Genomic DNA, 22,616 nt, shown 5'->3' with positions numbered 1-22,616 from the left:
GCTCAGGCCAGTCACATTGGTTACAGCCGAGTTTGGAGACTCAATTGTACCCGGACCTTCCCACTCAAATGTGATTTCATCGCCGTCAACGTCCGTTGAAGCACTGGCATCTAAAGTAATGCTGTCACCTTCTACCGCCGAGATAGCGGTTTGAGCTACTTCAGCAGTTGGCGCATCGTTTACATTCTCAACGGTCAGAATGAATGTTGTGCTCACAGCATCAGATGGGTTCTCAATATCAGCAACTTTTACGGTTACTTCAATCTCACCAAAGAAGTCTTGAGCTGGTGTGATTGTCACGGTATCGCCATCCACTTCTGCGGCCATGTTGTCGCCACTGACGATAACTTCATTCGCTGAGTTAAGTTCGTCGATGTAGGTCACGTCAAAGGTAATTGACTCACCTTCATTGGTAGTCATGTCTTCCAACTCAATCACTGTGATATTGCTTGAAACAGACAGGGTGTGTGACTTAACCATGGTTTCCATGCCATCCACTTCAATAGTCGCAGTGAACTCCATATCACGGCCTGCAGACGCAGAGGTGATATCGGCCCATGCCGTTACTTCGAACTGTGATGACTCAGGACCCACATAGTCCATACAGATAACCATGCCGTCTTTAACCACTTCATCAACCTCATTGAAATTGATAGAGCGACCTAGGTATCCTTCAAGAGGGCCACGTTGGTATATTTGACCTTTATAGCCCTGAACACCGATGCTACCGCGAGTATTAGTTGAGCCGAAATCAATGTTGTCATAAGCCAAGTAGATTTCGTGCTGGTTGTCGCCGAAGCGAGTATGCGGCGTAAAGATAACTTCAAAGTCAAAAGAGCTGTCCTTTTTCTCCCACTGGTTTTGACCTGTTGCACGGTCATAACCTAAGTAAGAGTAGTCGGAGGCATTATCCCATTCAACAATGGCCCAGGTACCTGTAGTCGCCAGGGTAATCCCCTCTTGTGCACTTAAACCAACGCCTAGTACATCGTTCGGGAAGCCTGGGAACCAGCCACGCCAAAGTGGACCAATTGCCTCATATGGGAAGCTATCATACGGGAACTTAGAAACAATCGGGTTAAAGTGTCTTACTGGACCGAAACTAAGCTTACCATTACCATGAATCGCCATAGTGCCAAATTCAACATTCTTCGCTTCGGCATTGTTGTACAGACTTACTTCGTTAACACCGTTGAACAAGGTATTCACTGGAATTGAATAACCACGGTCATAAGTGATGGTGTTGCTCTCATCAAAGCCTGACAGGATAGGTGTTAAACCGAATCTTGAAAGGTCAACGTACCCGCCCGGGTTTGAATTGCCGAAGTTCGGTGTACGACAGAACTCGTCTGTGATGTTGTTGGTCACAATGTAATCAGGCGCTACGTCACGCGTATCTTCTTGAGTACCAGTGATAATCAGTTTGCCATCTGCTACTTCAATATTAACGTCACCGCGTGAACTCAAGACATTTTGCTCACTAATATTCAGGCCTTCAGGGATATCCGCTGTGAAGGTGAACTCACGGTCCATACCTGTGTTGTTTGCCAACACTTCGAAGGTGAACGGTACTTTATCACCGATATTAGCTTTAGTCTGTGGCACATCTAAGTGAACACGGTCTACGCCACGCTCTAGCTTAAACGGGATAGAACCTAGGTTACCGGCATTGACTTCAGACGTACCTACCTCGATGCTGCTGTAGAATACATCATCTAGCTCCATGTCCAGGTTCCAGGCGATATTCATATCTACCTTGTTGATACCGTCGCTCGCTGGTAATGACGCAGTAATTGAACCGTCAACTTCATCACTAACAACGGCTACTGCATATTTAAAGGTCTCTTCAACACCAGCTTGTCCAGATTTGTTGCTGTTGTAAACCATATACCAATATTCACCTTCTTCAGGGTTATTGATATTACAGAAGTTGGCATAACTAACGTGGCTAGATACACACAAAATCTCGTCTTGTGGCTGGATTTGACCATCACCATTGTAGTCTTTACCCACATAAATAAGTGGATTACCAATGTTCAATGTCCCTTCAAGTTCAGACTCGATCACGCCTAAGGTTTCAACAATCAAGCGCTTCGAATTCGCAGCAACGGTCACAACACCTGTATGCACTGCTTCATCGATAATGTCTTCCTCTGCAGGCACCGTTGTACGGTTCATTGCCCAAGGGAATGTACGGTCATCATCTTTTGGCAAAGTAATGGTTTTAACATCCGCTTTTACCGGCTTGTAAGCGCGCGCAACCGGGCTGTCTACCAGTGGCATAGTGATGCCTTTAGCCACATAGGTGTCGTTGTTCGCATGCGCTACCGCACTTAGGCGTGAAGGCAATTCACCACGGTCATATTTGAATGCCATTGGCCAATGCGCGTCTGGAATACCTTCTTCCTGAGCCTGGAAGATAAGGTTGGTGTGCAGCTCAACTTCTGAGTTTGAGAACCAATCCTGGGTATCCATTACCGAGGCTTTCACTATGATAGTTTGCGTTTCACCGGCTTTCAGAGAGAAAGTCTCTGGGATAATCTCGATATTTACGCCGTTTTGTGCCGCTTGCGAGCGCATATCAAACGCCCAGTTCACTACGTCTTCGTGGCTAACCGTCCAGGTACCGTCTTTGGTTGCTTTAACCGTACGTACCCACTGACACTCAGGAGCACACGAGAAGTCAACCAGGTTAGGCATGTTCAGCTGATGCGGTGTACCACCATTGTATGGATCGGCTGCAAGGAAGTTCTCAGCAGACTCATCCATGATAAGGCCTGATTTAACCGCATTAGCAACGTTAATACGACCGGTACCGGCGCGGTAGATCTGTGCTTTGTCAGACTCTGAGCCTTCTTGGTTTAGACGCCAGTATTGTACTTCATTGTCAGATGTCATCATCAACGCCGATTGCACCTCGGCCGCCGTCCACTCTGGGTTTGCCTGACGGATCAAGGCCATGGCACCGGCTACGTGTGGTGAAGCCATTGATGTACCGCTGCTCATTGAGTAATCCATACCAAAAGGCGTAGACACAAATGGATGCTCATCAGAGTAGGCGGCGTAAATATTAACACCCGGAGCGGCTAGTGTAGGCGCCAGGATTTCAACGTTCGAGTACGAAGGACCGCGAGACGAGAAGTTAGCCAACCAATCGGCATCTTCTTCGTTGATGCGACGCTCGATAACCGTTGGTTTAATGGTGATCATGTGACCCATTTCACTAGCGCTATCCACCCAGTCTTCTAGGCCATCATTTGGATAAACACCATTCCACTGATTGTAGGTAAAGTGCACACTAGGAAGTGAGTAGCTTTCAGGCACTGTGCCCTGGTCGCGGTTGCGGTTGAACATAATGAAGGCATCGGCACCGCCGGCTTTTACATTATCAACCTTGGCAGTACGCGCATTGGCGTTTGGATCTTGTGGGTCGTGACGCTGACAGATTACGATAACGTCCGTAGAACCGTCTGCCGCACCAGGGATAGCCGTACCGTCTTTAAAGAAGTCAAAGGTGCCAGCCGGGTATTCCGACTCACAATAACCATCAAAGTCTTTTTCACCATTGATATCGGCGTAGTCTTTCGCCCATACCACAACACCGGTTACTTCTTCGTTGTTGATTGAACCACCAACAAGGCCCATATCCGCCCAGCTAGGTACTTCCGAGCCCAGTGCAGGGTCGATAAAGCCAGCGTATTCAATGGCAGTATCGATAGCCACGGTGCGACCATGTGTCGTTGCCGCTACCTGAGCCAGCCAAGGTGATGAGTTATCCAAATAACCCAAACACTCAGAGCCACCACAGACGCCTGTGCCCGAGTTACCCGCTGCTGCGGCAACGTTGATGCCCGCTTCACGCGCCGATAGGAAGGCTAGTTGTACCGGATCGGCCCATACATTTGAGTCGGCACCACCGATTGAGAAGTTGATAACATCAACACCGTCGGCGATTGCATCTTCGATACCCGCAACAAGCGCTTCGCCCGGACAACCGCGGTAGCCGCTTTCATTTGATGAGTGACACACCTGATAAGCAATGATGTTGGCATGCGGGGCCACACCCGAGATCTCTGGGAATAAGGCTTCTTTGATGATCTTACCGTCTTGCTCCTCACCTGTACCAGCTAGCATATAAGGCACGTCTTTAAGTACGTTACCCGCCGCCGTTGAGGCTACGTGTGAGCCGTGACCCTGATAGTCTTCACCAATGGCTGGCCAGCCTGGGATCATAGCCGAAAATGAATCTGTGATGATGTCGTATGAACGTACGCCGATCAGCTTGTCGTTACATTGAATGTGCTCAGCATCTTCAACACAGTCACCCACGTATTGGCCTGCGCCCCACGGGTTAGTGTGGTCATAGCCGTCACCGCCAACATCAGCGAATGAAGGGTGGTCTGAGTTAATACCGGTATCGATAATACCGATGATTTGACCTTCCCCCTTGTGCTTTACTCCCGTAGGAGAAGCCATGCCAGACCAAACCTGATCCGCAGCAATTTGCTTAGGGCCTTGATCTGAAAGTAAATCGTAATGTTTAGAACGCATAACCGAGGCAACGCTGCCCAAGTTAGCAATGCGCGCCGCTTCCTGTTCTGTCATTTTCACCGAGAAGCCGTTGATAGCTTTGGTGAATTGACGACGCATTTCGGTGCGGCCGGTTACCGCCGTCACTTCCTGCATCACGCTTTGTTGCTTAGAACGCAATTGACGCTCATAAGTGATTACCGCTTTAGAAGTCGGTTGACCACGCTCGAATAGTTTGCCCGTGTTGTCACCCATTGAACGCGTTAGCGCTGAATTGGGATCCTGTGCGGCAACGGCAACAGACGCATCGCGCAGACGCACGATGTAGATATGTTCACCTTCGATGTTTTCCTTAACAAACTTACTTCCATGCGCGTTTAGTTGTACGTTTACGCCTTGTACATCGGCACTGTTCAAGCCTTGAGTATTTAGTTCTTGTTGTAGTGCTTGAACGCCTTCAAGGGTAAGGCTAGGTGCTTTAAGTTTATTCTCTGCGCTGACCGAATGGTCATTAGCATTAACGGCGGCATACAAAGATGTAGCGCTAAACAGTGCCACACCAACCGCTGTTGCGATGGTTGTTTTTTTCATGATGGACCCTAACTTAGTAAGTAATTAAGTTGTAATTTCGAACCAGCCGAAATTTTTTAACAGCCCGATTCAACCACATTAACAACACCCATCACCAACAACTCTTTGTACACTTTTGTACAACAACAAAACAAAATAGATACACTAAATTAACACAGGGAACAGAAGGTAACCTGTACTGGGATTAATGTAGCAATTTGTACATTGAATTCTGTTAACAATTTAAAAATTCCATATAAATCATTGGAATACATTATCGAGCAAATATTTATCTTGGATTGATGCTTTGCCAAACCCCCTACACTGCGCTAACGTGGCTTGCGTAATATCGACAAATAATTAAGATTCAGTTAACGCAGAGAAGGAATACAACTGAAACATGAATAAACATATCGCCCTTGCGTGTACATTATTTTCCGCCTCGGTACTGAGCCAGGATGCGCCCAGCGAGTCGGCACAATATATTGAGGTAGGTACATTAGAGGCGTCTGTCACCCTAGGATACGGTGGCATCGAAAACCCAATTCAAGGGGCGGAACACGTCACTTCTGTTCTTCTGCCGCACCTGGCTTATTATGGTGAGAAATGGTACTTCGACGATTTTGCTCTGGGCTACAGTTTGCACCAGGATAAATCTTGGTACTTGGATATTGTCGGTGCTTTTAACGAAGACGGTTTTTTCTTCGAGCTTGACGGCATAGATAAGCTCTTTGCCACCTCGGCGGTGCGCAATTCGCCGCGCCCGGGAAGACCCAACGCCACACCTATCGAACTCACTCCCATAGAGCGCAGCCTGGCCTACGAAGGCGGTCTGGCGCTCGGTTACAGTGCAAAAAACTGGGGCCTTGAACTTAGTACCCTGCATGATATCAGCGGTGTGCATAATGGCTTGGAAAACAAGTTCATAGCCTATTACAGTCAAGACTTGCTTGGCGGCCAGTTTGTCATGGAGGCCGGAGTGACCCATAAAAGCACCGAACTCATCGAGTATTACTATCGCATCCATCCGGGCGAGGCATTGTCGCGCATCCCCAGATATGATTTGAATAGTGCGCTAAATTATCACCTTAAATTTGAGTACAAATACCGCCTTAGCGAGCAATTAAGTGCTATGCTAAATATCTCAAATACGTGGATTGACAACGATTTAAGTGATACACCTATGTTTGATCGAGACCAGTATATGACTGGCTTTACCGGGATTACTTTTGAGTTTTAGCAGTACTAACATCTCATGCTAGTTAATTACTTTGTTGCCTTATCAATGCTGCCGGCATCCATGCAATCTGCTGTGGAGGGTACCCTTAAGGTGTCTCCACACACCTGCATTGGCGAGCTACAAGCCACTAGCTGCACCATGGAAATTCATGTCAATGCGGTATCGGCAGCAGCAGAGCAACTGTGCATCAGTATTGCTCTGCCAAAGCGGCAATATGAGTGTTTTAACGGCAACCGGGTGTCGGTGACCTATCAGGTGACACTTGAAACCAACACCACCATCACCCTGACCGATCAATCCGGAATTGTACTGGCAGAACAAAAATTAGAGGTGGGGAAACTCGCCTCAAAAAACTATCGCGTAAGAAGACGTTTTGGTTGGGGTATTTAACATTGACGCACCAGGTTCTACTTATAGAAGACGACAAGGAGTTAGCCAGTCTAATTAGTCGTTACTTAAGCAAAAATGGACTTGATGTAAACATAGTAAATAGTATCGCCGCCTTTAAGGCTCACTTCGACAAACTGCAGCCGGATATCATTCTCTGCGACGTCATGCTCCCGGATGGAAATGGTTTTGAACTCTTCCCCCAGTTAAAAAAGCACTTTAGCTGCCCGGTTTTATTTTTAACCGCCTTAGACTCGGATCGCTCACAAATAAAAGGGCTTAATCTGGGTGCCAATGATTATTTAATCAAACCTATTCGCCCCGAACTACTGCTAGCGCGCATTAACAATAGCCTGCGCTTAAGCGGCAAAGGTGAGGCTACCAAGGCCATAGGGCAATTAAAACTCGATACCACGCACCGACTTTTACACTGTAAAGAGCAACAGCTCAGCCTCAATGACGATGAAGTGCGGCTGTTTGCCCTGTTTATCCAAAGTTATCCGACGCCCTTGTCGCGGGAGACCTTATTCAAGGAAATCATCGGCCGTGAGTACGACGGCCTGGATCGCGCCGCCGACCTTAAGATAAGTCGTTTGCGCCGCAAAATTCGCGATCATGGCATTGAAGAGCTGGACATTATTTCTATTCGTGGCGAAGGCTACCTGCTGCAAGTACCGACCGAGCACGATGCGTAAGCAGTTTTTTCGCCTCTACGTATTTATCATTGTTAGTGTTATCGCAGCGCTGATCGCCTTTGGGCAGATCTACCAAAACTATGTATTTGAACAATCCCCCAGCATCGCCCTGCCGGTAAGCCAGTGGCCAGCGCTCATTGATAACAAGGGCGACAACCTGGTTAGTTTAGCGCGCCAGGATCTGGCCTTACCACCGGCCTTGGCACAACAACTTAACGAGCAGAAAATGCTGACCGTGATCCAAAGCGAGGGCAACTTCGTTTATGTTCTTGGCAGCGGCGATAAGGCCGATACTGTGTATCGCATCGGCCCCATTACCGTGGCGCCGCCACCGGATGAGCACAGCATCTATTTTTTGTTGGTCTATAGTGCCATTGCACTTCTTGTGATGTCTTTTATCTGGCCTGTATTCAAAGACTTGGCTGAACTAAAACGCGCCTCTCGACGCTTCGCCAGAGAAAAGAAAGCCTTTAGCGCCAAGGTAAAGCCCAGTTCAACCGTCTACCCCTTGGCGCAAACCCTAAGCGATATGGCCGAGCGCATCAGCAAGTTTATTCAACTGCACGAAGACTTATCACGGATCATTTCCCATGAAATTCGCACGCCGCTGTCGCGCATGCGCTTTATTCTCTCCCTGCACAGCGAACTCGATGAAGAAATTCAGCGCACCATGGCACGTAATATCGACGAGATAGAAAACCGCCTGTGCCAGTACCTGGACTTTGCCCGGGTCGAATACCTAACTCAACCCCTGCAACTGCAGGCACTTGATGCAAAAGAGTTTATTAATCAAGAAGCGAAAAAGAATCAGCTCTTTACCGATGTCAATATCGAGACTAAGGTGGCCTTGGACAAGCTCTATTGCGAACCAAATAGCTTTGCCATCCTAGTGCAGAACCTGCTTTTTAACGGCGTTAAGTATGCTCAACATCAAGTGATCTTAAGGCTTCAACAACAGGAGCAGATGCAAGTACTTGAGGTTTACGACGACGGTCCGGGCCTGCCCAACGACGCCGTGTCCTTGTTAGCGCCCTTTTCATCTTCCAAAGACAGCGCGGTGGCCAGTGGTTACGGCCTGGGACTTTATATAGTCGAGCGCATCTGTTTATGGCATGGGGGACAGATGACTTTGGGCAAACATCCCGAAACCGGTGGCGCCCATATTCGCATCAGCTGGCCGCGACAAATCGAAATCTAGCCCAGCTTTTCATCAAGCCAACTTATCGAGATGGCTCAAATACCAAGACCTGTATTTGCGCTTGGATAGAACTTGGTTAGACATTTCCTTTACTGTTGTGCCCTTTAACTCGACCACGCCTGGCGCTAGAGCGATGGCGTAACTGGCTGTAATATTATTTTCTCCCCTCCCGAGCTAACTTTGTTTCAGCAGGAGGGGAAAAATGAACAAGAGAACCGTTACACCTGAACGCGCTCAAGCTTCAAGGGCACATGGCGTACAGGCAGCAACAAGCTGGCTCTGTAATTTGGCACACGCAGTACTAGCACGTATTTTACTGCTGTACTACGCCATCAGTGGCGATACCTGCACCCCGTTACACCGCCTCGCTTTATGCGCAACTCTGGCCTATGTGGCTTTTCCTTACGACCTGATCACCGATACATACCCAAGCCTAGGTTTACTAGACGACATTTTATTGCTGGCCGTGGCCGCCGTGTCCCTGCTTGCCTATATCGATGCCAGGGTCAAGGTTCTTGCCGAACTCAAAGCCCACCAATTACTGCTTAAGGCTCGCTCCCTCGTCTAGCTAGCGAGTGCCGCCGCTCGCTCATCCAACAAAGCCAGCAGGGAAGAGAAGGTCACTCCACTATGCCTTGTTAGACCAATCTCACAGGTACGGCTGTTAGAGTAGCCCACAGTGCAACCTTGGGGTTTGCTGGCGCTAACATGGCGTAAAGCATGCTCATTTAGCTGGGGGTGAGTAAAGCCCTTATCACCGGCAAACCCACAACAACTCACCTCCGTAGTGCTGACCTTGGAACTAAGCGCCCTGGCCACGTTCAGCATGGCGCTACCAGCATCCAAATGCTGCGAACTACAGGTAATATGTAGCCACAAAGGCTGGTCGCTGGTTTCAATTGCTAGGCGAGGCAATAAATATTCGCTGGCAAAACCTAGGCTATCCAGCACCCGAATTGGGCTGCTTTCTTCGTGCTGGCTTTGCTTTTCTTGGAGTTGGCTTTGCAGGGCACAGGGACTGGCGTCCATAACCACGGGCCAGCGCCCCTGCTCGCTCAATTGCGTGATGATTTCCTGTAATTGCTGCTGTTTTTGTGTGGCCACCTCCGCCAGTCCCTTGCTTTGCCAGGGCATGCCACAGCATAACTCGGCTATCTCTTCGGGTATTACCAGGGTCAGCCCTGCCTTGTCGCACAGGCTTTGCAGCGTCTGCTGCACACTTTGCTCGGTGGCATTGGCAAAAATACGGTTGCCGCAACTGGGCACATACACCACCTTATCGCCGTCGATAACCTGGCCGCTAGTCTGCTCGCCATGCTGCGCCTTGGGCCAGGCACTAAAGTAGAGCGGCGTACCAAAACGCTGCTGCAATTGGGCACTAAAACGCTCAAGACGCTGCGCCCCCAGCAGTTTGGCGCTTAAATGAGCGCCGCGCACACCCACTCGTGCCAGAGCGCTGGTCATGGCAAAGTGATTTGCACTCCAGTTGGCGATTTTAGTGATCACAGGTTTGTTAGCCATCTGCTTGGCGCGCAGCGACTTGATATAGGCTCCGGTATCAATGCCAACTGGACAGCGAGTGGCGCATAAGCCGGTGGCGGCACAGCTGTCTATGGCCAGAAGTTGATAACCCTGTTGCACAGCGGCCAGACGTCGATAGGCGTCCTTGTCTTTGAACTCGTGATTAAGCAATTGTTGCTCATGGCGTTTTAGGCTGATGCGCTGACGTGGCGTAAGGGTGTATTCCTTGGATGGGCACACAGGCTCACAAAAACCACATTCGATACATTTATCTATGTGCGCATCACTGGCGGGCATGGCTTTAACATGCTGCACATGAGCGCGAGGGTCGGCGTTGATGATCACCCCGGGATTTAAAATCCCCTGAGCGTCAAATAACTGCTTAATTTGCTGCATAACAGCATAGCCCTCATCGCCCCATTCGAGCGCCACAAAGGGTGCCATATTACGTCCGGTGCCATGCTCCGCCTTTAAAGAGCCCTTGAGTTCCACCGCCACCAAATGCGCCACATCGGCCATAAATGCCTCGTAACGCTCAATCTGCTCTGGGCTATCGAAGGCCTGAGTAAAGACAAAATGCAGATTCCCGGCCAGGGCATGACCGAAAATAATGGCCTCCGTGTAGCCATGCTTATCAAACAAGTGATGCAGCGCCTTAATGCCCCGGCTTAAGTCCGCCAAGGCAAAGGCCACATCTTCAATGATCACAGTAGTGCCGGTTTTACGCACCGCTCCCACCGCCGGAAAGGTGCCCTTGCGCACATTCCAAAGCGCCTGTGCCAGCTCGGCATCGTCGCTCAAGGGATACTTATGCACCAGCTGCTCTTGATATTGCGCCAAAATGGTATTGACCGAGCTCGTCAGCCCATCAAGTGCCTGCTGATTTTCTTCGCTAATTTCGATCAGCAAGGCCGTGGCCTCAGAGGGGAAATCGGCGACATTTTGCGGCATCACCGCATGCCCCTGCACCGATAAAAGCGCCCTTTTATCCAGCATTTCCACCGCAGCTATGGGCAAGGCGTTTAGTTGCTCAATAAGGGCACAGGCGCTGTCGACATCGGCAAAGGTAAATAATCCGGTGCGTTTAAAGGCAGGCTCAATAACCGTGTTGTAAGTAATGTTGGCGATAAAGCCTAAAGTGCCCTCAGAGCCTATCATCAGGTGTTTAATGATCTCTATCCATCAATGTGATCCACCAGGGCATTAAGGCCATAGCCAGTGGTATTTTTTAAGCGATATTTATGAGCGATGCGCTCACTTAACCCCTGGTTATCACGCACCTGCTGCGCCAGCTGTTCAAGGGCATTGAGCAGCGCTGCGTGACTTTGCCGAAACGCCGCCTTGGATTGCTCATCAGCGGTATCGAGGCAGGTGCCATCGGCAAGGATAATCGCCATGTCCTTTAAGGTGTGGTAACTGTTGTGTTTCACCCCGCAGCACATGCCAGAGGCATTATTGGCAGCGATACCACCGATTTTACAGCTATTGATAGAGGCCGGATCCGGGCCGATTTTGCGCCCATAAGGAGCCAGAATGCGGTTCACTCGGGCGCCGACCAAAGAAGGCGATAGGCTGATCCAACTGCCATCCTCGCCCACCTTATAATCTTGCCAATCATCACTGAGCAGTACCAGTATGCTATCGCTAATGGCCTGACCGGAAAGACTGGTGCCGGCGGCCCTAAAGGTGACAGGTAATTTATATTCGCCGGCGCTTAACAACACCTTTTGTACCTGCTCGGCGCTTTTGACCAGCACCACACATTGAGGCGTTAAGCGATAAAAGCTGGCATCCGTGCCCAGGGCATAACGCAAGGCATAATCTGTGATCACTTGCTCGCGGCCGAGGACTGTGGTCATGGCATCAATGAAGGCTTCCATAGCCTTAGGGGACTCTGACATAATGAGGCACTAGCTATAACATGGTTGCCCTAGCATAGCTGGGAATAAAATATTATTAAACTCGTATTCATAGATCAGTACTGATATATAAAGAATAGATGGCCATGCTGTGTATTAGCCGCGCCTAAAGCGCTTGTGCTCATGGTATTAATAACTATAGAATCTTGAATACTTTATTCCAAGGGAGCTCGCCATGATTTTCCGCCGCCTAGTCAGTGCCTTGACGCTTCGCCTGCAAGCCAACAGACTAGCCAAATTCGCCACTTTAGGATGTGTATTTATGAGTGCATCTAGCCTAGCCGCCCCGGCGCTTACGCTAAAACAGCAAATCGGCCAAAAACTCATGCTGGATTTTCGCTACTACTGCGAAGATAAGGATATTAGCAGTGCCCACTGCCGTGCGCCTATGACCACTTTACCAGCGCCTTTGGCAGAGCTGCTGACGCAGCAGCAAATCGGCGGTGTGATCCTGTTTGCGGAAAACCTTGAAAACAGCGCACAAATGGTCGAACTCACCCAGCAATTGCAAAGAGCGGCACAGCAAAGTGAGCTTGGCGCCCCGCTCTTTATCAGTATCGATCAGGAAGGTGGCCGGGTTGCCCGTATTCCCCGGGAACTAGGCACCGCCATGACCGGCAATATGTCTATCGGCGCTACCTATGCGCGCCATGGCACCGACTTTGCCCGCCGCAGTGCCGAAGTGATTGCCACTGAGCTGAACGCCTTGGGCATTAACCTCAATTATGCGCCCACGGTCGATGTGAATATGAACCCGGATAATCCGGTGATCAATGTTCGCTCCTTCGGTGAAGACCCTCAGCTTGTGGCCGAGCTTGGCGGCGCTCAGGTCGATGCCTACCAGCAGCACCAGGTGATAGCTGCGTTAAAGCACTTTCCCGGCCATGGCGACACCAATGTCGACAGCCACACCGGCTTGCCGCGGGTGGCCCATGATAAGGCGCAGGTGATGGCCCAGGATATAGCGCCTTTTAAACAGATTATCGATGCCGGACATGCTCCAGGCATGATCATGACCGCCCATATTCAATATCCGGCGCTCGACAACAGCACCTTTGTCAGCAAGGACGGCGATACCATGATCAAACCGGCGACCATGTCCCGCGCCATTATGACCGACTTGCTGCGCGATGAGCTCGGGTATAGCGGCGTCACCATCACGGATGCGCTGGATATGGCCGGGATCAGCCACTTTTTTAGCGCCGAAGATGCGGTGATCAACACCTTTAAGGCCGGGGTGGATATTGCCCTGATGCCCATAGCCGTGCGTAACCAAGACGATATCGCCAAGCTCAACGCGCTCATTGATGCCCTAGAAAAAGCGGTGCAAACAGGCGAGCTGGATGCCACAGAATTTGAGCAATCCGCATCCCGGATTATGGCGCTTAAGGCCAGCTATCAGTTACTGCCCAAGCACCATAAGAAGCTAAGTAAACAGCAGGCCGTCGCCAAGCAAGTGCTAGGTAACCCTAAACATCGTGCTTTAGAGGCTGAGCTTGCCAGTGCCGCCATCACGGATATAAAGAATGGCAAGAACACTGCAAGCATGCTTAAAAACGCCAAAAGCGTGGCCCTTATTATGCCCGACACCCGCAAGTGCATGGCCCTAGAGCAAGCGCTGCAAGCAAATTTGAAAGACACCCAATTCCACTGCCTGAGCCTGCAAGGCCATGATCCCGTTAAGGCGCAGGCGCTGATAGAAGAAGTTGATCTTGTCATCGCCGGAAATGCCAGCCCGGCGCAAAGCGCGGTGGAAATTGGCGGTATGGACGACAGCGATGCCATTGCCGCATTTGCCCTGAGTCAGGCGCAGCAACCAGACGCCCTGGAGCGCTTATTAAAGCAGGCCAAACACACACAAAAGCCCACGGTTTTTGTGAGCCTGCGCGCGCCCTATGATATTGCCCGCTTTGGCTCTTATGCCGATGCCATACTGGCCACCTACGCTTATAACATAGACGTGGATGACGGCGAAACGGTGCAAGGTCCAGCCTTTAGCGCCCTGGCCAAGGTCTTGCTTGGACAACAAATCCCAAGCGGACAATTACCTGTTACTATTAAACAATAATCTAGGCTGTTAATTTACAGATAAGGCGTATAAAAATGGATACCAATGCCTCGCTAAACACCCCTGCGGATATCCGCAAGCTGATCCGTGGTGGTGATTACACAGGTCATACATCGGGTTTTGCGCCGGGATTTGTCCAGGCAAACCTGGTTATTCTGCCGCAAAAATACGCCTACGATTTCTTACGCTTTTGTCAGGCCAACCCCAAAGCCTGCCCCTTGCTGGGACAAACCGAAACAGGCGCCCTGGGCCACCCTACTCTGGCTAAAGACCTGGATATTCGCACCGATCTGCCAAAATATCGGGTGTTCGAACACGGCCAGTTGATAGATGAACCGACTCAAGTTATTGATATCTGGCGCGATGATCTAGTGAGCTTCTTAATCGGCTGCTCCTTTTCCTTTGAAGAGGCGCTGCTTGCTGATGGCATAGAAATCCGCAATATCAGCGAACATAAAAATGTGCCCATGTATATCACCAATCAAGCCTGCAACGGCGCCGGCCCCTTTGTCGGCAATCAGGTGGTAAGCATGCGCCCGATGAAACCCAAGGATGCCATTCGCGCCATCCAAATTTGCAGTCGCTATCCCAGTGTGCACGGTGCGCCGGTACATTTTGGCGATCCGGCAGCCATAGGCATCAAGGACATTGATCGCCCCGACTTTGGCGAAGCGGTCAGCATTAAGGCGGGAGAAGTACCGGTATTTTGGGCCTGTGGTGTCACCCCACAAGTGGCCATTAGCAATGCCCGCCCGGACTTTTGCATTACCCATAGCCCAGGACATATGCTGGTGCTCGACATCAAAAATACCTCGTTGGCGACGTTTTAGGAGGCAGCATGTTACTGAACTGTGATTTAGGCGAGAGCTTTGGCAGCTGGACCATGGGCGAGGATGAACTGGCCATGGCCCATATCGACTTGGCCAATATCGCCTGTGGCTTTCATGGCGGTGACCCTTTGGTAATGCAACGCACCCTGGCGTTGGCAAAACAATATGGCGTGCGTATTGGCGCTCACCCCAGTTATCCGGATCGCCAAGGCTTTGGCCGCCGCTCCATGGCACTGAGCCCCACCGAACTGATCGCCGATCTTCATTATCAAATTGCCGCCTTGACTGGCATGGCCAAAGTACAAGGGCTGCAAGTGGAATATGTTAAACCCCATGGCGCCCTGTATAACGATATGATGGCCAATGAGTCGGTGTTTGTCAGCGTGCTGCAAGCCGTGGCTCAATATGACCCAAGCCTTAAGTTAATGATTTTAGCGGGCAACAACACCGAAAATTACAGCGAACTGGCGGCCAAGCAAGACGTCAGCCTGTTGTTGGAAGCCTTTGCCGATCGTCGTTATACCGACGTCGGTACCCTGACGCCGCGCAATCAGGCCGGCAGTGTGTTAACCAAAACCGAGATGTTAGAGCAGGTGCAGCAACTGGTCAGTGAGGGTACGGTGCAAACCCATGGCGGTCAAACCTTGCCTTTAAAAGCCGACACCCTGTGTGTTCACGGCGACAACCTGGAAGCGGTCAACGCCATTATCGAGATCCGCGCCCTATGTGCCCGTTAAACAAAGAGCTGCAACTCAGTCGCCACATCGAAGACCTCTTGGTGGCGCGCAACCTGCGCGGTATGGCACAAATACAACCGGCCCTGCAGCCGGGCTATGTGCAGCGCAGCGCAAAAGCCCTGTATCAGGCCGAAGGAAAAATTCTGATCGGCACCGGCTTTTGGGTTGCCGGCACCTTTGAAACCGATGGGCCAGTCGGCGCCATTGCCCTGTATTTAGCTCTAAAGTCGCTTGGCAAAGAACCTGTGTTGGTCTGTGGCAACCCCCTTTACAGCAAGCTAAGTGAAGATTTTAATTGTTTTCAACTGCCCTTAAACGATCTGCCCCAGGCAAAAAATCTGGCACAGCAGTACTTCGCTACTGAGCAGGTCGGCTGTGTGCTCGCCATAGAGCGTCCAGGGCTCAATCAGCAAGGCGGCTATTGCAATATGCGTGGCGAGGATATCAGCCATGGCTGTGCCAGTTTCGATCCCTTTATTGAAACCGCGCCCTGCACCAGCATAGCTATTGGCGATGGCGGTAATGAAATAGGCATGGGCAAGGTCGCCTCGGCACTGAGCCAGCTGGACATTATTCCCAGCATAACCAGCTGCGATGAATTGATAGTGGCCGATGTCTCCAACTGGGGTGCCTATGGGCTGATCGCCTTTTTTGCCCTGTGGCAGCAAGAAGATATGCTCGCAGTTATTGACCCGCCGCACTGGTTGGCGTATTTAAGCAAACACGGCAGCGTTGATGGTGTCACCAAACGCAACGAAGCCACCGAAGACAGTCTGGATGCCACCCATGCCCAGGCAGTGATCACAGAATTACGACGGTTAACGGGCTTTTTGCCCACTGAATGAGGAAACACAATGAGCCAGGTGTATTTAAACGGCGACTATATGGCCCCCGAGGAAGCGAAGATTTCGCCCATGGATCGCGGCTTTCTGTTTGGCGATGGCATCTATGAAGTGATCCCCGCCTACCATGGCAAAATGCTTGGCTTTAATGCCCATATCGAGCGCATGCAACAGGGCCTGGCTGCCATCGAAATCGCTCTTGATTACGGCATCGAGCAATGGCGTGAGATCTGCGAGACCCTGCTAAGCACCAACCCAGGTCCCAACCAGGGCATTTATCTGCACGTTAGCCGCGGCACAGACAGCAAGCGCAATCACGCCTACCCCAGCGGCGTTGCCCCCACGGTATTTGCATTTTGCTTTACCCTGCCCGGCGAGCCCAGCTGCGATGCCGACAAAGCCAGCAGCTATGAAGTCTCTTTAGAGCAAGACAGACGCTGGCAGCGCTGTAACATCAAGTCCACCGCCCTGCTTGGCAACGTAATGCATTACCAAAGCGGCGCCCGTGTAGGTAATAAGGAAACCATTTTATTTAATGCCCTGGGTGAGATCACCGAAGCCAGTTCCAGCAATGTCTTTATCGTCAAAGATGGTGTGATCGCTACGCCACCGCTGGACACGCAAATACTGCCAGGGATCACCCGCTGGTTGATTCTAAAAATCGTGCACACGCACAGCGAGCTGCGCATTGAAGAACGAGTGATCACCAAGGACGAACTACTCGATGCCGATGAAGTGTGGATCACCTCGGCCACCAAGGAAGTGGGGCCCGTGCTTAAGGTCGATGGCAAACAGATAGGTCAGGGCCGCCCCGGGCCCATGTGGCAAAGAGTGCAGAGCCTCTTTAGCCAGCATAAATTTGACTACTAGGGTCTTGCTACTCGACCCTTGTTCTGAGAATTGCTCAGCCGCCAAATAAACCCGGCGGCTTTTTTATGCTCCGCGGAGCGCCCAGTAAAATAGCGACATGGCAAACACAAATGGCCATAAAAGCACTGAGCCCCAAGGCGCCGCCATAGCCGTTTAGTTTAGGCACCAGGTATTGAAAGAGGGGAGCGAAAATAATGGCCGAGCTGGTCAAAGTATAAAAACCAAAGCGATGGGGAGCGCTCATACCGATAAAGGTGCCACCAAAAAAGACCAGGGCGTAGAGATCCGGATTATCGCTAAATAACCACAACAGGCCATAGGCGAAAATGGCCGACAGCGCCGAGGCACGAATGGCATCAAAACGTTTATGCTGCGCCAGCAAATAGGTGCTGAGGGCGCCAAGCAGCGCCAATATAATGAAGATCAGAGTGATCATAAGACTCCCCGGGTGAGCATAAACAGTGCCACGCTGACAAAAGCCACACCACCGAGCTTGCCGCCGAAACCAGTAAACAGGTTCATGGTCAAGGCATATAAAGAAGTGCCGATTAAGGCCAGCAAGGTCAGTTGCCAGTAATCACCTATCAGCTCAGCCGAGCACATACCGGCAAAGCTACCGGCATAAATAGCCGCTCTTGGATGCATGCCAAAGGCCTGAGTTGAGGGAACAAAGCTGCCCAATAAGCCGGTAATACTGGCTGCCAGCACCACGGGCACGGCAAACTGCGCATGCAAAACAAAGCACAGCGTACAACCGAGTAAAAAGGCCAGATATTTAACGACAAAGAATTTAACCATAGCGACGTTATTATAAAGCAATCGCGCTGATGCTGGATACGATTTGAGTAGCTAAAATAGCAGATGTATTTCGTTGTCGTTCGGCCTTTGCCTTGTAGGTCGGGATTTTATCCCGACAAAAGGTGCGATGCCGTTCCGATGTCGGCGCAAAGCACCGACCTACAAAGGCAAAACGCGAAGCCTAGAAGTTAATCTGATAAGACGCCGAGAAGGTACGGCCTATGCCCTTAAAGTTACGCTTGTCGTTCGGGCTCGATTGCGAGTAATAGGTGTAATAGTCGGTGTTGGTCAGGTTTTGAATACCCAAGGTCACCACCCCGGAAAACGCCTCTACATTGGCACTGAGGTCCACCGTGGTATAGCCGTCGAATTCGTTGACCACCTCACCTTGAGCATTGTCTACATCGCGGTCAAACAGATGATTAACCTGTAAACGCGTACTTAGGGTGTCCGTCCAATCCCTGTCCCAACTGGCGTTAACGCGATTCGGAGCAATATTAGTGCCGCCTAAATCACTGTCGACACGCCCATCCTGGTTCGAGTCATAACGACCGTCGGAGCTGGCAAAACGCAGCCCCAGTTTATCTACTGCCGTGGCCAGATAGTTAATACGAAACTCGATGCCATCAACCTCGGTTTTCTCGCGCTTAACGGTATAAATACCATCGTCACCGCGCTGTAAGCGCTGACCAAAATCCGAGTCTGAGGTGTAATAAGCCAGTTGCGCCTGTACCAGATCGCCGCCGTATTCCAGGCCGATTTCGGTGTTTTCCGTCAGAATGGGCTTAAGGTCGAGGAAGGTTTCCACGCTTTGCCCCGGGACATTGATGCCACGCAGCACACGGCCGACGTCCGGCATTGAAAAGGCTTCCGAGTAATTGGCAAAGGTGCGCCAGTCGCCGGTTAAACGATAGGTGGCGCCCAGGTTATACAAGGTTTGTGAAAACTCCGGCTTACCGCCGGCAACAAATTGACTGCCGTAAGAGGCCAAGGTGGTAAAGTCATCCACTTCCAGTTTTGACTTTTCGTAGCGGATACCGGCGCTGACACTCAACGGCGAATCACCGGCATATTCCAACTGCGCATAGGGCGCATAGTTGCGGTATTTAGTCGGCGGCACCCAGGCACGGCCGGTTTGAATAAGCGCCTGCCAGGTCTCGTCTTCGAGTAAATCCAAACCATAAACCAGGCTTAGCGGTTCAAAAACAAAGTTTTCTTTAACCAAGGTGATCTTCATGCCGGTTTTTTCAGAGTTATTCTGCGACTGATCGATCAGATCCGGGCCATACGCCGGGTCCTGGAAGGTCGCTAAAGGAGTGGCTTCGGCGCCATAGGTGGCGGCAAAATCCTGGCGGAATAATTGCACCGATAAACGCTGAGAGAAGAAGTCCTGCTTGGAATAGTTCAGGCTCATGGTGGTAACCTTGTTTTGAGCCGCATCACCATTGATTGTGCCTTTTTCGGCGCTGCTGGGAATATCCGCATCGACATCGCCGGGCACAGAAATCCAGTCATTCTTGCCTTCGATTTGATAGCGGTTAAACATCAGCTCTAAGCGCGAGTCGTCCCATTCATAACCGGCCTTTAAAAAACCATCAAAGGTATCGGCGTCCATGGTATCGCCCTGGGTATTATCCACCCCGATCAGCTTGCCGTCGGCATCATACGACATGCCGCTGGTACGCCAGCTTACACCAGCCAGCACATCGGCATTGTCCCAGCGATTAGACAGGCTGTAGTTAACACCCACACTGCCCTCGGACAGCTTGTCGCTTTGCACTGTGGTATCAAAGCGCAGCTGTTGCTCCAAGCCACCGGTAGGCTTTTTGGTGATCAGGTTAATGATCCCGCCGGCGGCGCCCAGACCATGAATGGCATTGGCACCGTGCAGCACCTCAACGCGCTCAAGGAAAAAAGGGTCTATGGTGTGGCCGTCACGGCCGCCACTGCGCAGCGGGTTCGATTGCGGCACACCGTCAATCAAGTACAAGGGTTTACGGCCGCGCAGGCTTTCACCGGCACTGGTCATCTTCTGGCGACTTGGCGAAAAACTCGGGATCAGATTTCCCAGCACGGTGGAAATATCATGCTGTAGCGACAACTGTTGCTGCAGCTCAGATTCATCAATAACGGTAATGGTATTAGGGATCTGGCTTAGCGGCCTTTCAATACGCGAGGCGGTAACCACTATGGTTTCCACCGGTTCGGCCGACTCCTTGGAGCCTTGCTCGGCAAGCGCGTTGTTAGTGATCAGTGGACCTGCGAGAATTGCGAAACACAGCTTCGACAGCTTGAACTTCATGACCTTGTCCTTACTAGCTAAATGGCTGGGGGAAATATAATGCCGACAATGTAAATGATAACTACTATCATTTCAACATTTGTTTTTGTTTTCTCAATAATGGGGAATTAGGCGCTTAACCCTGTATCTTGAGTAAATATATGTGCCGGCATACACAGCAAAAACTGGCCTCAAAGCTGAAGCTGGCGTTACAATCCAAGTCGTTAACGCACATCAACATCAAGGAATAACAGTGAAAATCTCTATTTTGGCTTCGGCCCTAGCGTTACTCAGTACGGCATCTCTGGCGGCCACGGTTGGCAGTGACAAAGATGCAGTGGCGCACTACGCCCTAGACCAGTACCAGGAAGCACAAATTCATACCTTGGCAAACCTGGTCTCTTTCCCCACGGTTAATACCCAGGATCTAAAAGCGCCGGATAACCCAGCCTTTATCGGCTTTAAAAACTACTTAAAGATGAAGGCGGATCAGTTTGGTTTCGACTATCAGGATTTCGGCTATACGGTACTGATTGGCATGGGTGAACAAAGCGAAAAAGTCACCATAGTCACCCATGGCGACGTGCAACCGGCGGATGCCAGTAAATGGACCAAAAGCCCGTTTGAGCTAGATAAAACCACAGAGCCGGGCAAGCTGATCGCCCGTGGCAGTGAAGACGATAAGGGCGCCATCGCCACCGCCTTATATGCCATGAAAGCGATAAAAGACAAGGGCATAGAGCTTGATAACCGCATCGAGCTGATGGTTTACCTGGCCGAGGAATCGGATTGGGGTCCTATTAAAGAGTTTATGAAAACCTATAATCAGCCCAAGTATGCGGTCACCATAGACGCCAGCTACCCCGTGGTGGTGGCAGAAAAAGGCTGGAGCCTGATTGCCCCCACCTTTAGCGGCGCCAACCCAAGCGAGGGCCTGTATGCCTCTCACCTCAAAGGCGGTGCCTTTGTCAGCCAGATCCCCGAAGATGCCAGCGTGATCCTGCATAACGCCGACGACCAGACCAAAACCCAGCTACAGCGCAATATCAGCGCCTTACAAGGGGTTAAGGTGTCCATGGTCGAGCAAGAAGATGGCCTGCATATTCGTGTAAAGGGCACTTCGGCCCATTCATCTGAGCCGGAAGCGGGCGATAACGCCATTGCCCACCTGGGGGCCATCTTTGACGGTGTCGCCCTAGCCACCAACAGCGATGGCCAGGCACTGATGTTTATTAATGAACTCATTGGCCTAGGTTTATATGGCAAGCAGTTTGGTGATATCGCCTACGAGCATGACTTTATGGGTCCGCTGACGGTGGCCCCTACACTGCTAAGTCGCGATGCGCAAAATAACGACATCACCTTATCGGTGAATCTGCGCCGCCCCATGGGTAAAGATGCCGACTTGCTGGCACAGCAGATCGACAGCGCTCTTAAAACCTGGCAGCAGCAACATCAGATAACCTTAAGTAATGTAGAAGTAGAACTTGGCACCCCCATGTTGCTAGATAATGCCCCGCACGCCCAGGCGCTGCTGGATATTTTCAAGCACTACACAGGGGATCAGGATGCCTCTTTTGTCTCCATCGGCGGCGGCACCAATGCCAAGTTGTTCGATAATGCCGTTTCCTTCGGTCCATCCATGCCGGGCAAGCCTTACACCGGCCACTCGGAGCATGAGTTTATTACCGAGGAGCAACTGGCACTCAACCTGAAAATGTACACCGCCATGATGCTCACCCTGGGCAAGATGTAACCACAAAAAAGCCCACCAAAGTGGGCTTCTTTATATACATTGCTGCCAATAACTGACGGTTAGGCTGGGACGAGTGGTCCCTTATTGATAAGCGTCAGCGCTTCGTTGACATCAAATAGTTTGCCACGCACCTCATCAATCCCCATTTTCTTCAGGCGCGCTGAGTGCATTGCCAAATAATTCCTGGCACTGGTTTCATCTGTAAACAGATAGATACCGCCACCTAGCTGCTCAAGTTCACTTTCGGTCCAAATCTTCCAGATCATGCCCGGTTCATCATTAATAGACTTAGCCAGTTCAACCAGCGCATCCGCCATTTGCTTTCCATACGGGCCATTATATTGAAAGTCGACTTGCAGCAATTTTGCCATCTC

At 50.8% G+C, this 22,616-nt stretch carries 18 protein-coding genes; 11 read left to right on the top strand and 7 right to left on the bottom strand.

What is annotated here, in order from left to right; all coding sequences use genetic code 11:
* On the bottom strand, nt 1-5,121 hold a 5,121-nt coding region (locus C2M35_RS15930; RefSeq protein ID WP_105265436.1), incomplete at its 3' end, for a S8 family serine peptidase.
* 379 nt (nt 5,122-5,500) lie between these two features.
* On the opposite strand from C2M35_RS15930, the gene C2M35_RS11850 reads away from it, so the two are divergent.
* From C2M35_RS11850 to C2M35_RS11830, 5 genes are all read left to right on the top strand, one after another.
* Complete coding sequence (locus C2M35_RS11850) at nt 5,501-6,340, top strand: MipA/OmpV family protein (RefSeq protein WP_105265435.1); 840 nt, start codon at nt 5,501-5,503, stop codon at nt 6,338-6,340.
* A 15-nt stretch (nt 6,341-6,355) separates the two neighbouring features.
* Nucleotides 6,356-6,730 carry a DUF3019 domain-containing protein gene (locus C2M35_RS11845; protein WP_105265434.1) on the top strand — a complete coding sequence of 125 codons (375 nt, stop codon included), beginning with the start codon at nt 6,356-6,358 and terminating at the stop codon, nt 6,728-6,730.
* Nucleotides 6,731-6,732: 2 nt separating this feature from the next.
* Nucleotides 6,733-7,422 (top strand): response regulator transcription factor, encoded by a 690-nt coding sequence (locus tag C2M35_RS11840; RefSeq protein ID WP_158677976.1) that lies wholly within the window; start codon nt 6,733-6,735, stop codon nt 7,420-7,422.
* Nucleotides 7,415-8,620 carry an ATP-binding protein gene (locus C2M35_RS11835; protein ID WP_158677975.1) on the top strand — a complete coding sequence of 402 codons (1,206 nt, stop codon included), beginning with the start codon at nt 7,415-7,417 and terminating at the stop codon, nt 8,618-8,620. The genes C2M35_RS11840 and C2M35_RS11835 overlap by 8 nt, the downstream gene beginning before the upstream one ends.
* 202 nt (nt 8,621-8,822) lie before the next feature.
* Entirely contained in the window at nt 8,823-9,188 is a 366-nt protein-coding gene (locus tag C2M35_RS11830) for a DUF1232 domain-containing protein (RefSeq protein ID WP_105265431.1), read from the top strand.
* Here the strand turns inward: C2M35_RS11830 and C2M35_RS11825 are convergent.
* Nucleotides 9,185-11,299 (bottom strand): FAD-binding and (Fe-S)-binding domain-containing protein, encoded by a 2,115-nt coding sequence (locus C2M35_RS11825; protein ID WP_325034842.1) that lies wholly within the window; start codon nt 11,297-11,299, stop codon nt 9,185-9,187. The two genes, C2M35_RS11830 and C2M35_RS11825, sit on opposite strands and share 4 nt — an antisense overlap.
* 17 nt (nt 11,300-11,316) lie before the next feature.
* Nucleotides 11,317-12,042, bottom strand: a complete 726-nt coding sequence (locus C2M35_RS15925; RefSeq protein ID WP_325034841.1) for an FAD-binding oxidoreductase — start codon at nt 12,040-12,042, stop codon at nt 11,317-11,319.
* A 280-nt stretch (nt 12,043-12,322) separates the two neighbouring features.
* On the opposite strand from C2M35_RS15925, the gene C2M35_RS11820 reads away from it, so the two are divergent.
* From C2M35_RS11820 to C2M35_RS11800, 5 genes are read left to right on the top strand one after another with little or no spacing between them, the layout of a single operon-like run.
* Entirely contained in the window at nt 12,323-14,128 is a 1,806-nt protein-coding gene (locus C2M35_RS11820) for a glycoside hydrolase family 3 N-terminal domain-containing protein (RefSeq protein WP_105265441.1), read from the top strand.
* Between the two features lie 35 nt (nt 14,129-14,163).
* A complete protein-coding gene (locus tag C2M35_RS11815) occupies nt 14,164-14,958 on the top strand; it encodes a putative hydro-lyase (protein WP_105201267.1) in 795 nt (264 codons plus the stop codon).
* A gap of 8 nt (nt 14,959-14,966) precedes the next feature.
* Nucleotides 14,967-15,695, top strand: a complete 729-nt coding sequence (locus C2M35_RS11810; RefSeq protein WP_105201268.1) for a 5-oxoprolinase subunit PxpA — start codon at nt 14,967-14,969, stop codon at nt 15,693-15,695.
* The gene (locus tag C2M35_RS11805) at nt 15,683-16,540 is read left to right on the top strand and encodes a glutamate cyclase domain-containing protein (RefSeq protein ID WP_105265430.1); all 858 of its coding nucleotides are present in this window, start codon (nt 15,683-15,685) and stop codon (nt 16,538-16,540) included. The genes C2M35_RS11810 and C2M35_RS11805 overlap by 13 nt, the downstream gene beginning before the upstream one ends.
* Before the next feature lie 9 nt (nt 16,541-16,549).
* Complete coding sequence (locus C2M35_RS11800; protein ID WP_105265429.1) at nt 16,550-17,407, top strand: aminotransferase class IV; 858 nt, start codon at nt 16,550-16,552, stop codon at nt 17,405-17,407.
* 34 nt (nt 17,408-17,441) lie between these two features.
* Here C2M35_RS11800 and C2M35_RS11795 read toward each other — a convergent pair whose 3' ends face one another.
* The 3 genes from C2M35_RS11795 to C2M35_RS11785 all read right to left on the bottom strand — a co-directional run bounded on the left by C2M35_RS11795 (nt 17,442) and on the right by C2M35_RS11785 (nt 20,507).
* Nucleotides 17,442-17,840 (bottom strand): hypothetical protein, encoded by a 399-nt coding sequence (locus tag C2M35_RS11795; RefSeq protein WP_105214545.1) that lies wholly within the window; start codon nt 17,838-17,840, stop codon nt 17,442-17,444.
* Complete coding sequence (locus tag C2M35_RS11790) at nt 17,840-18,205, bottom strand: hypothetical protein (protein ID WP_199774421.1); 366 nt, start codon at nt 18,203-18,205, stop codon at nt 17,840-17,842. The genes C2M35_RS11795 and C2M35_RS11790 overlap by 1 nt, the downstream gene beginning before the upstream one ends.
* A 181-nt stretch (nt 18,206-18,386) precedes the next feature.
* Nucleotides 18,387-20,507: a TonB-dependent receptor gene (locus tag C2M35_RS11785; protein WP_105265428.1), complete on the bottom strand. Its 2,121-nt coding sequence runs from the start codon at nt 20,505-20,507 to the stop codon at nt 18,387-18,389.
* Nucleotides 20,508-20,745: 238 nt separating this feature from the next.
* Here C2M35_RS11785 and C2M35_RS11780 point away from each other — a divergent pair, with 238 nt between their 5' ends.
* On the top strand, nt 20,746-22,242 hold the full coding sequence (locus C2M35_RS11780; protein ID WP_442792758.1) for a dipeptidase: 1,497 nt from the start codon (nt 20,746-20,748) through the stop codon (nt 22,240-22,242).
* Nucleotides 22,243-22,301: 59 nt separating this feature from the next.
* On the opposite strand, the gene C2M35_RS11775 is transcribed toward C2M35_RS11780, so the two are convergent.
* A complete protein-coding gene (locus tag C2M35_RS11775; RefSeq protein ID WP_105201272.1) occupies nt 22,302-22,613 on the bottom strand; it encodes a monooxygenase in 312 nt (103 codons plus the stop codon).
* Nucleotides 22,614-22,616 lie beyond the last annotated feature (3 nt).

It is taken from the genome of Pseudoalteromonas sp. T1lg76 (assembly GCF_002964725.1).
GTDB lineage: Bacteria > Pseudomonadota > Gammaproteobacteria > Enterobacterales > Alteromonadaceae > Pseudoalteromonas.
Note: the sequence above shows the minus strand (reverse complement) of the source record. Positions and strands in the feature narration are given on the sequence as shown.

Bases quoted from the DNA above. Each gene is read 5' to 3' on its own strand.
- C2M35_RS11830 (WP_105265431.1), top strand. From the start codon at position 8,823: ATGAACAAGAGAACCGTTACACCTGAACGCGCTCAAGCTTCAAGGGCA.
- C2M35_RS11790 (WP_199774421.1), bottom strand. From the start codon at position 18,205: ATGGTTAAATTCTTTGTCGTTAAATATCTGGCCTTTTTACTCGGTTGT.
- C2M35_RS15925 (WP_325034841.1), bottom strand. From the start codon at position 12,042: ATGTCAGAGTCCCCTAAGGCTATGGAAGCCTTCATTGATGCCATGACC.
- C2M35_RS11775 (WP_105201272.1), bottom strand. From the start codon at position 22,613: ATGGCAAAATTGCTGCAAGTCGACTTTCAATATAATGGCCCGTATGGA.
- C2M35_RS11785 (WP_105265428.1), bottom strand. From the start codon at position 20,507: ATGAAGTTCAAGCTGTCGAAGCTGTGTTTCGCAATTCTCGCAGGTCCA.
- C2M35_RS11810 (WP_105201268.1), top strand. From the start codon at position 14,967: ATGTTACTGAACTGTGATTTAGGCGAGAGCTTTGGCAGCTGGACCATG.
- C2M35_RS11815 (WP_105201267.1), top strand. From the start codon at position 14,164: ATGGATACCAATGCCTCGCTAAACACCCCTGCGGATATCCGCAAGCTG.
- C2M35_RS11800 (WP_105265429.1), top strand. From the start codon at position 16,550: ATGAGCCAGGTGTATTTAAACGGCGACTATATGGCCCCCGAGGAAGCG.
- C2M35_RS11805 (WP_105265430.1), top strand. From the start codon at position 15,683: ATGTGCCCGTTAAACAAAGAGCTGCAACTCAGTCGCCACATCGAAGAC.
- C2M35_RS11825 (WP_325034842.1), bottom strand. From the start codon at position 11,299: ATGATAGGCTCTGAGGGCACTTTAGGCTTTATCGCCAACATTACTTAC.
- C2M35_RS11820 (WP_105265441.1), top strand. From the start codon at position 12,323: ATGAGTGCATCTAGCCTAGCCGCCCCGGCGCTTACGCTAAAACAGCAA.
- C2M35_RS11850 (WP_105265435.1), top strand. From the start codon at position 5,501: ATGAATAAACATATCGCCCTTGCGTGTACATTATTTTCCGCCTCGGTA.
- C2M35_RS11835 (WP_158677975.1), top strand. From the start codon at position 7,415: ATGCGTAAGCAGTTTTTTCGCCTCTACGTATTTATCATTGTTAGTGTT.
- C2M35_RS11845 (WP_105265434.1), top strand. From the start codon at position 6,356: ATGCTAGTTAATTACTTTGTTGCCTTATCAATGCTGCCGGCATCCATG.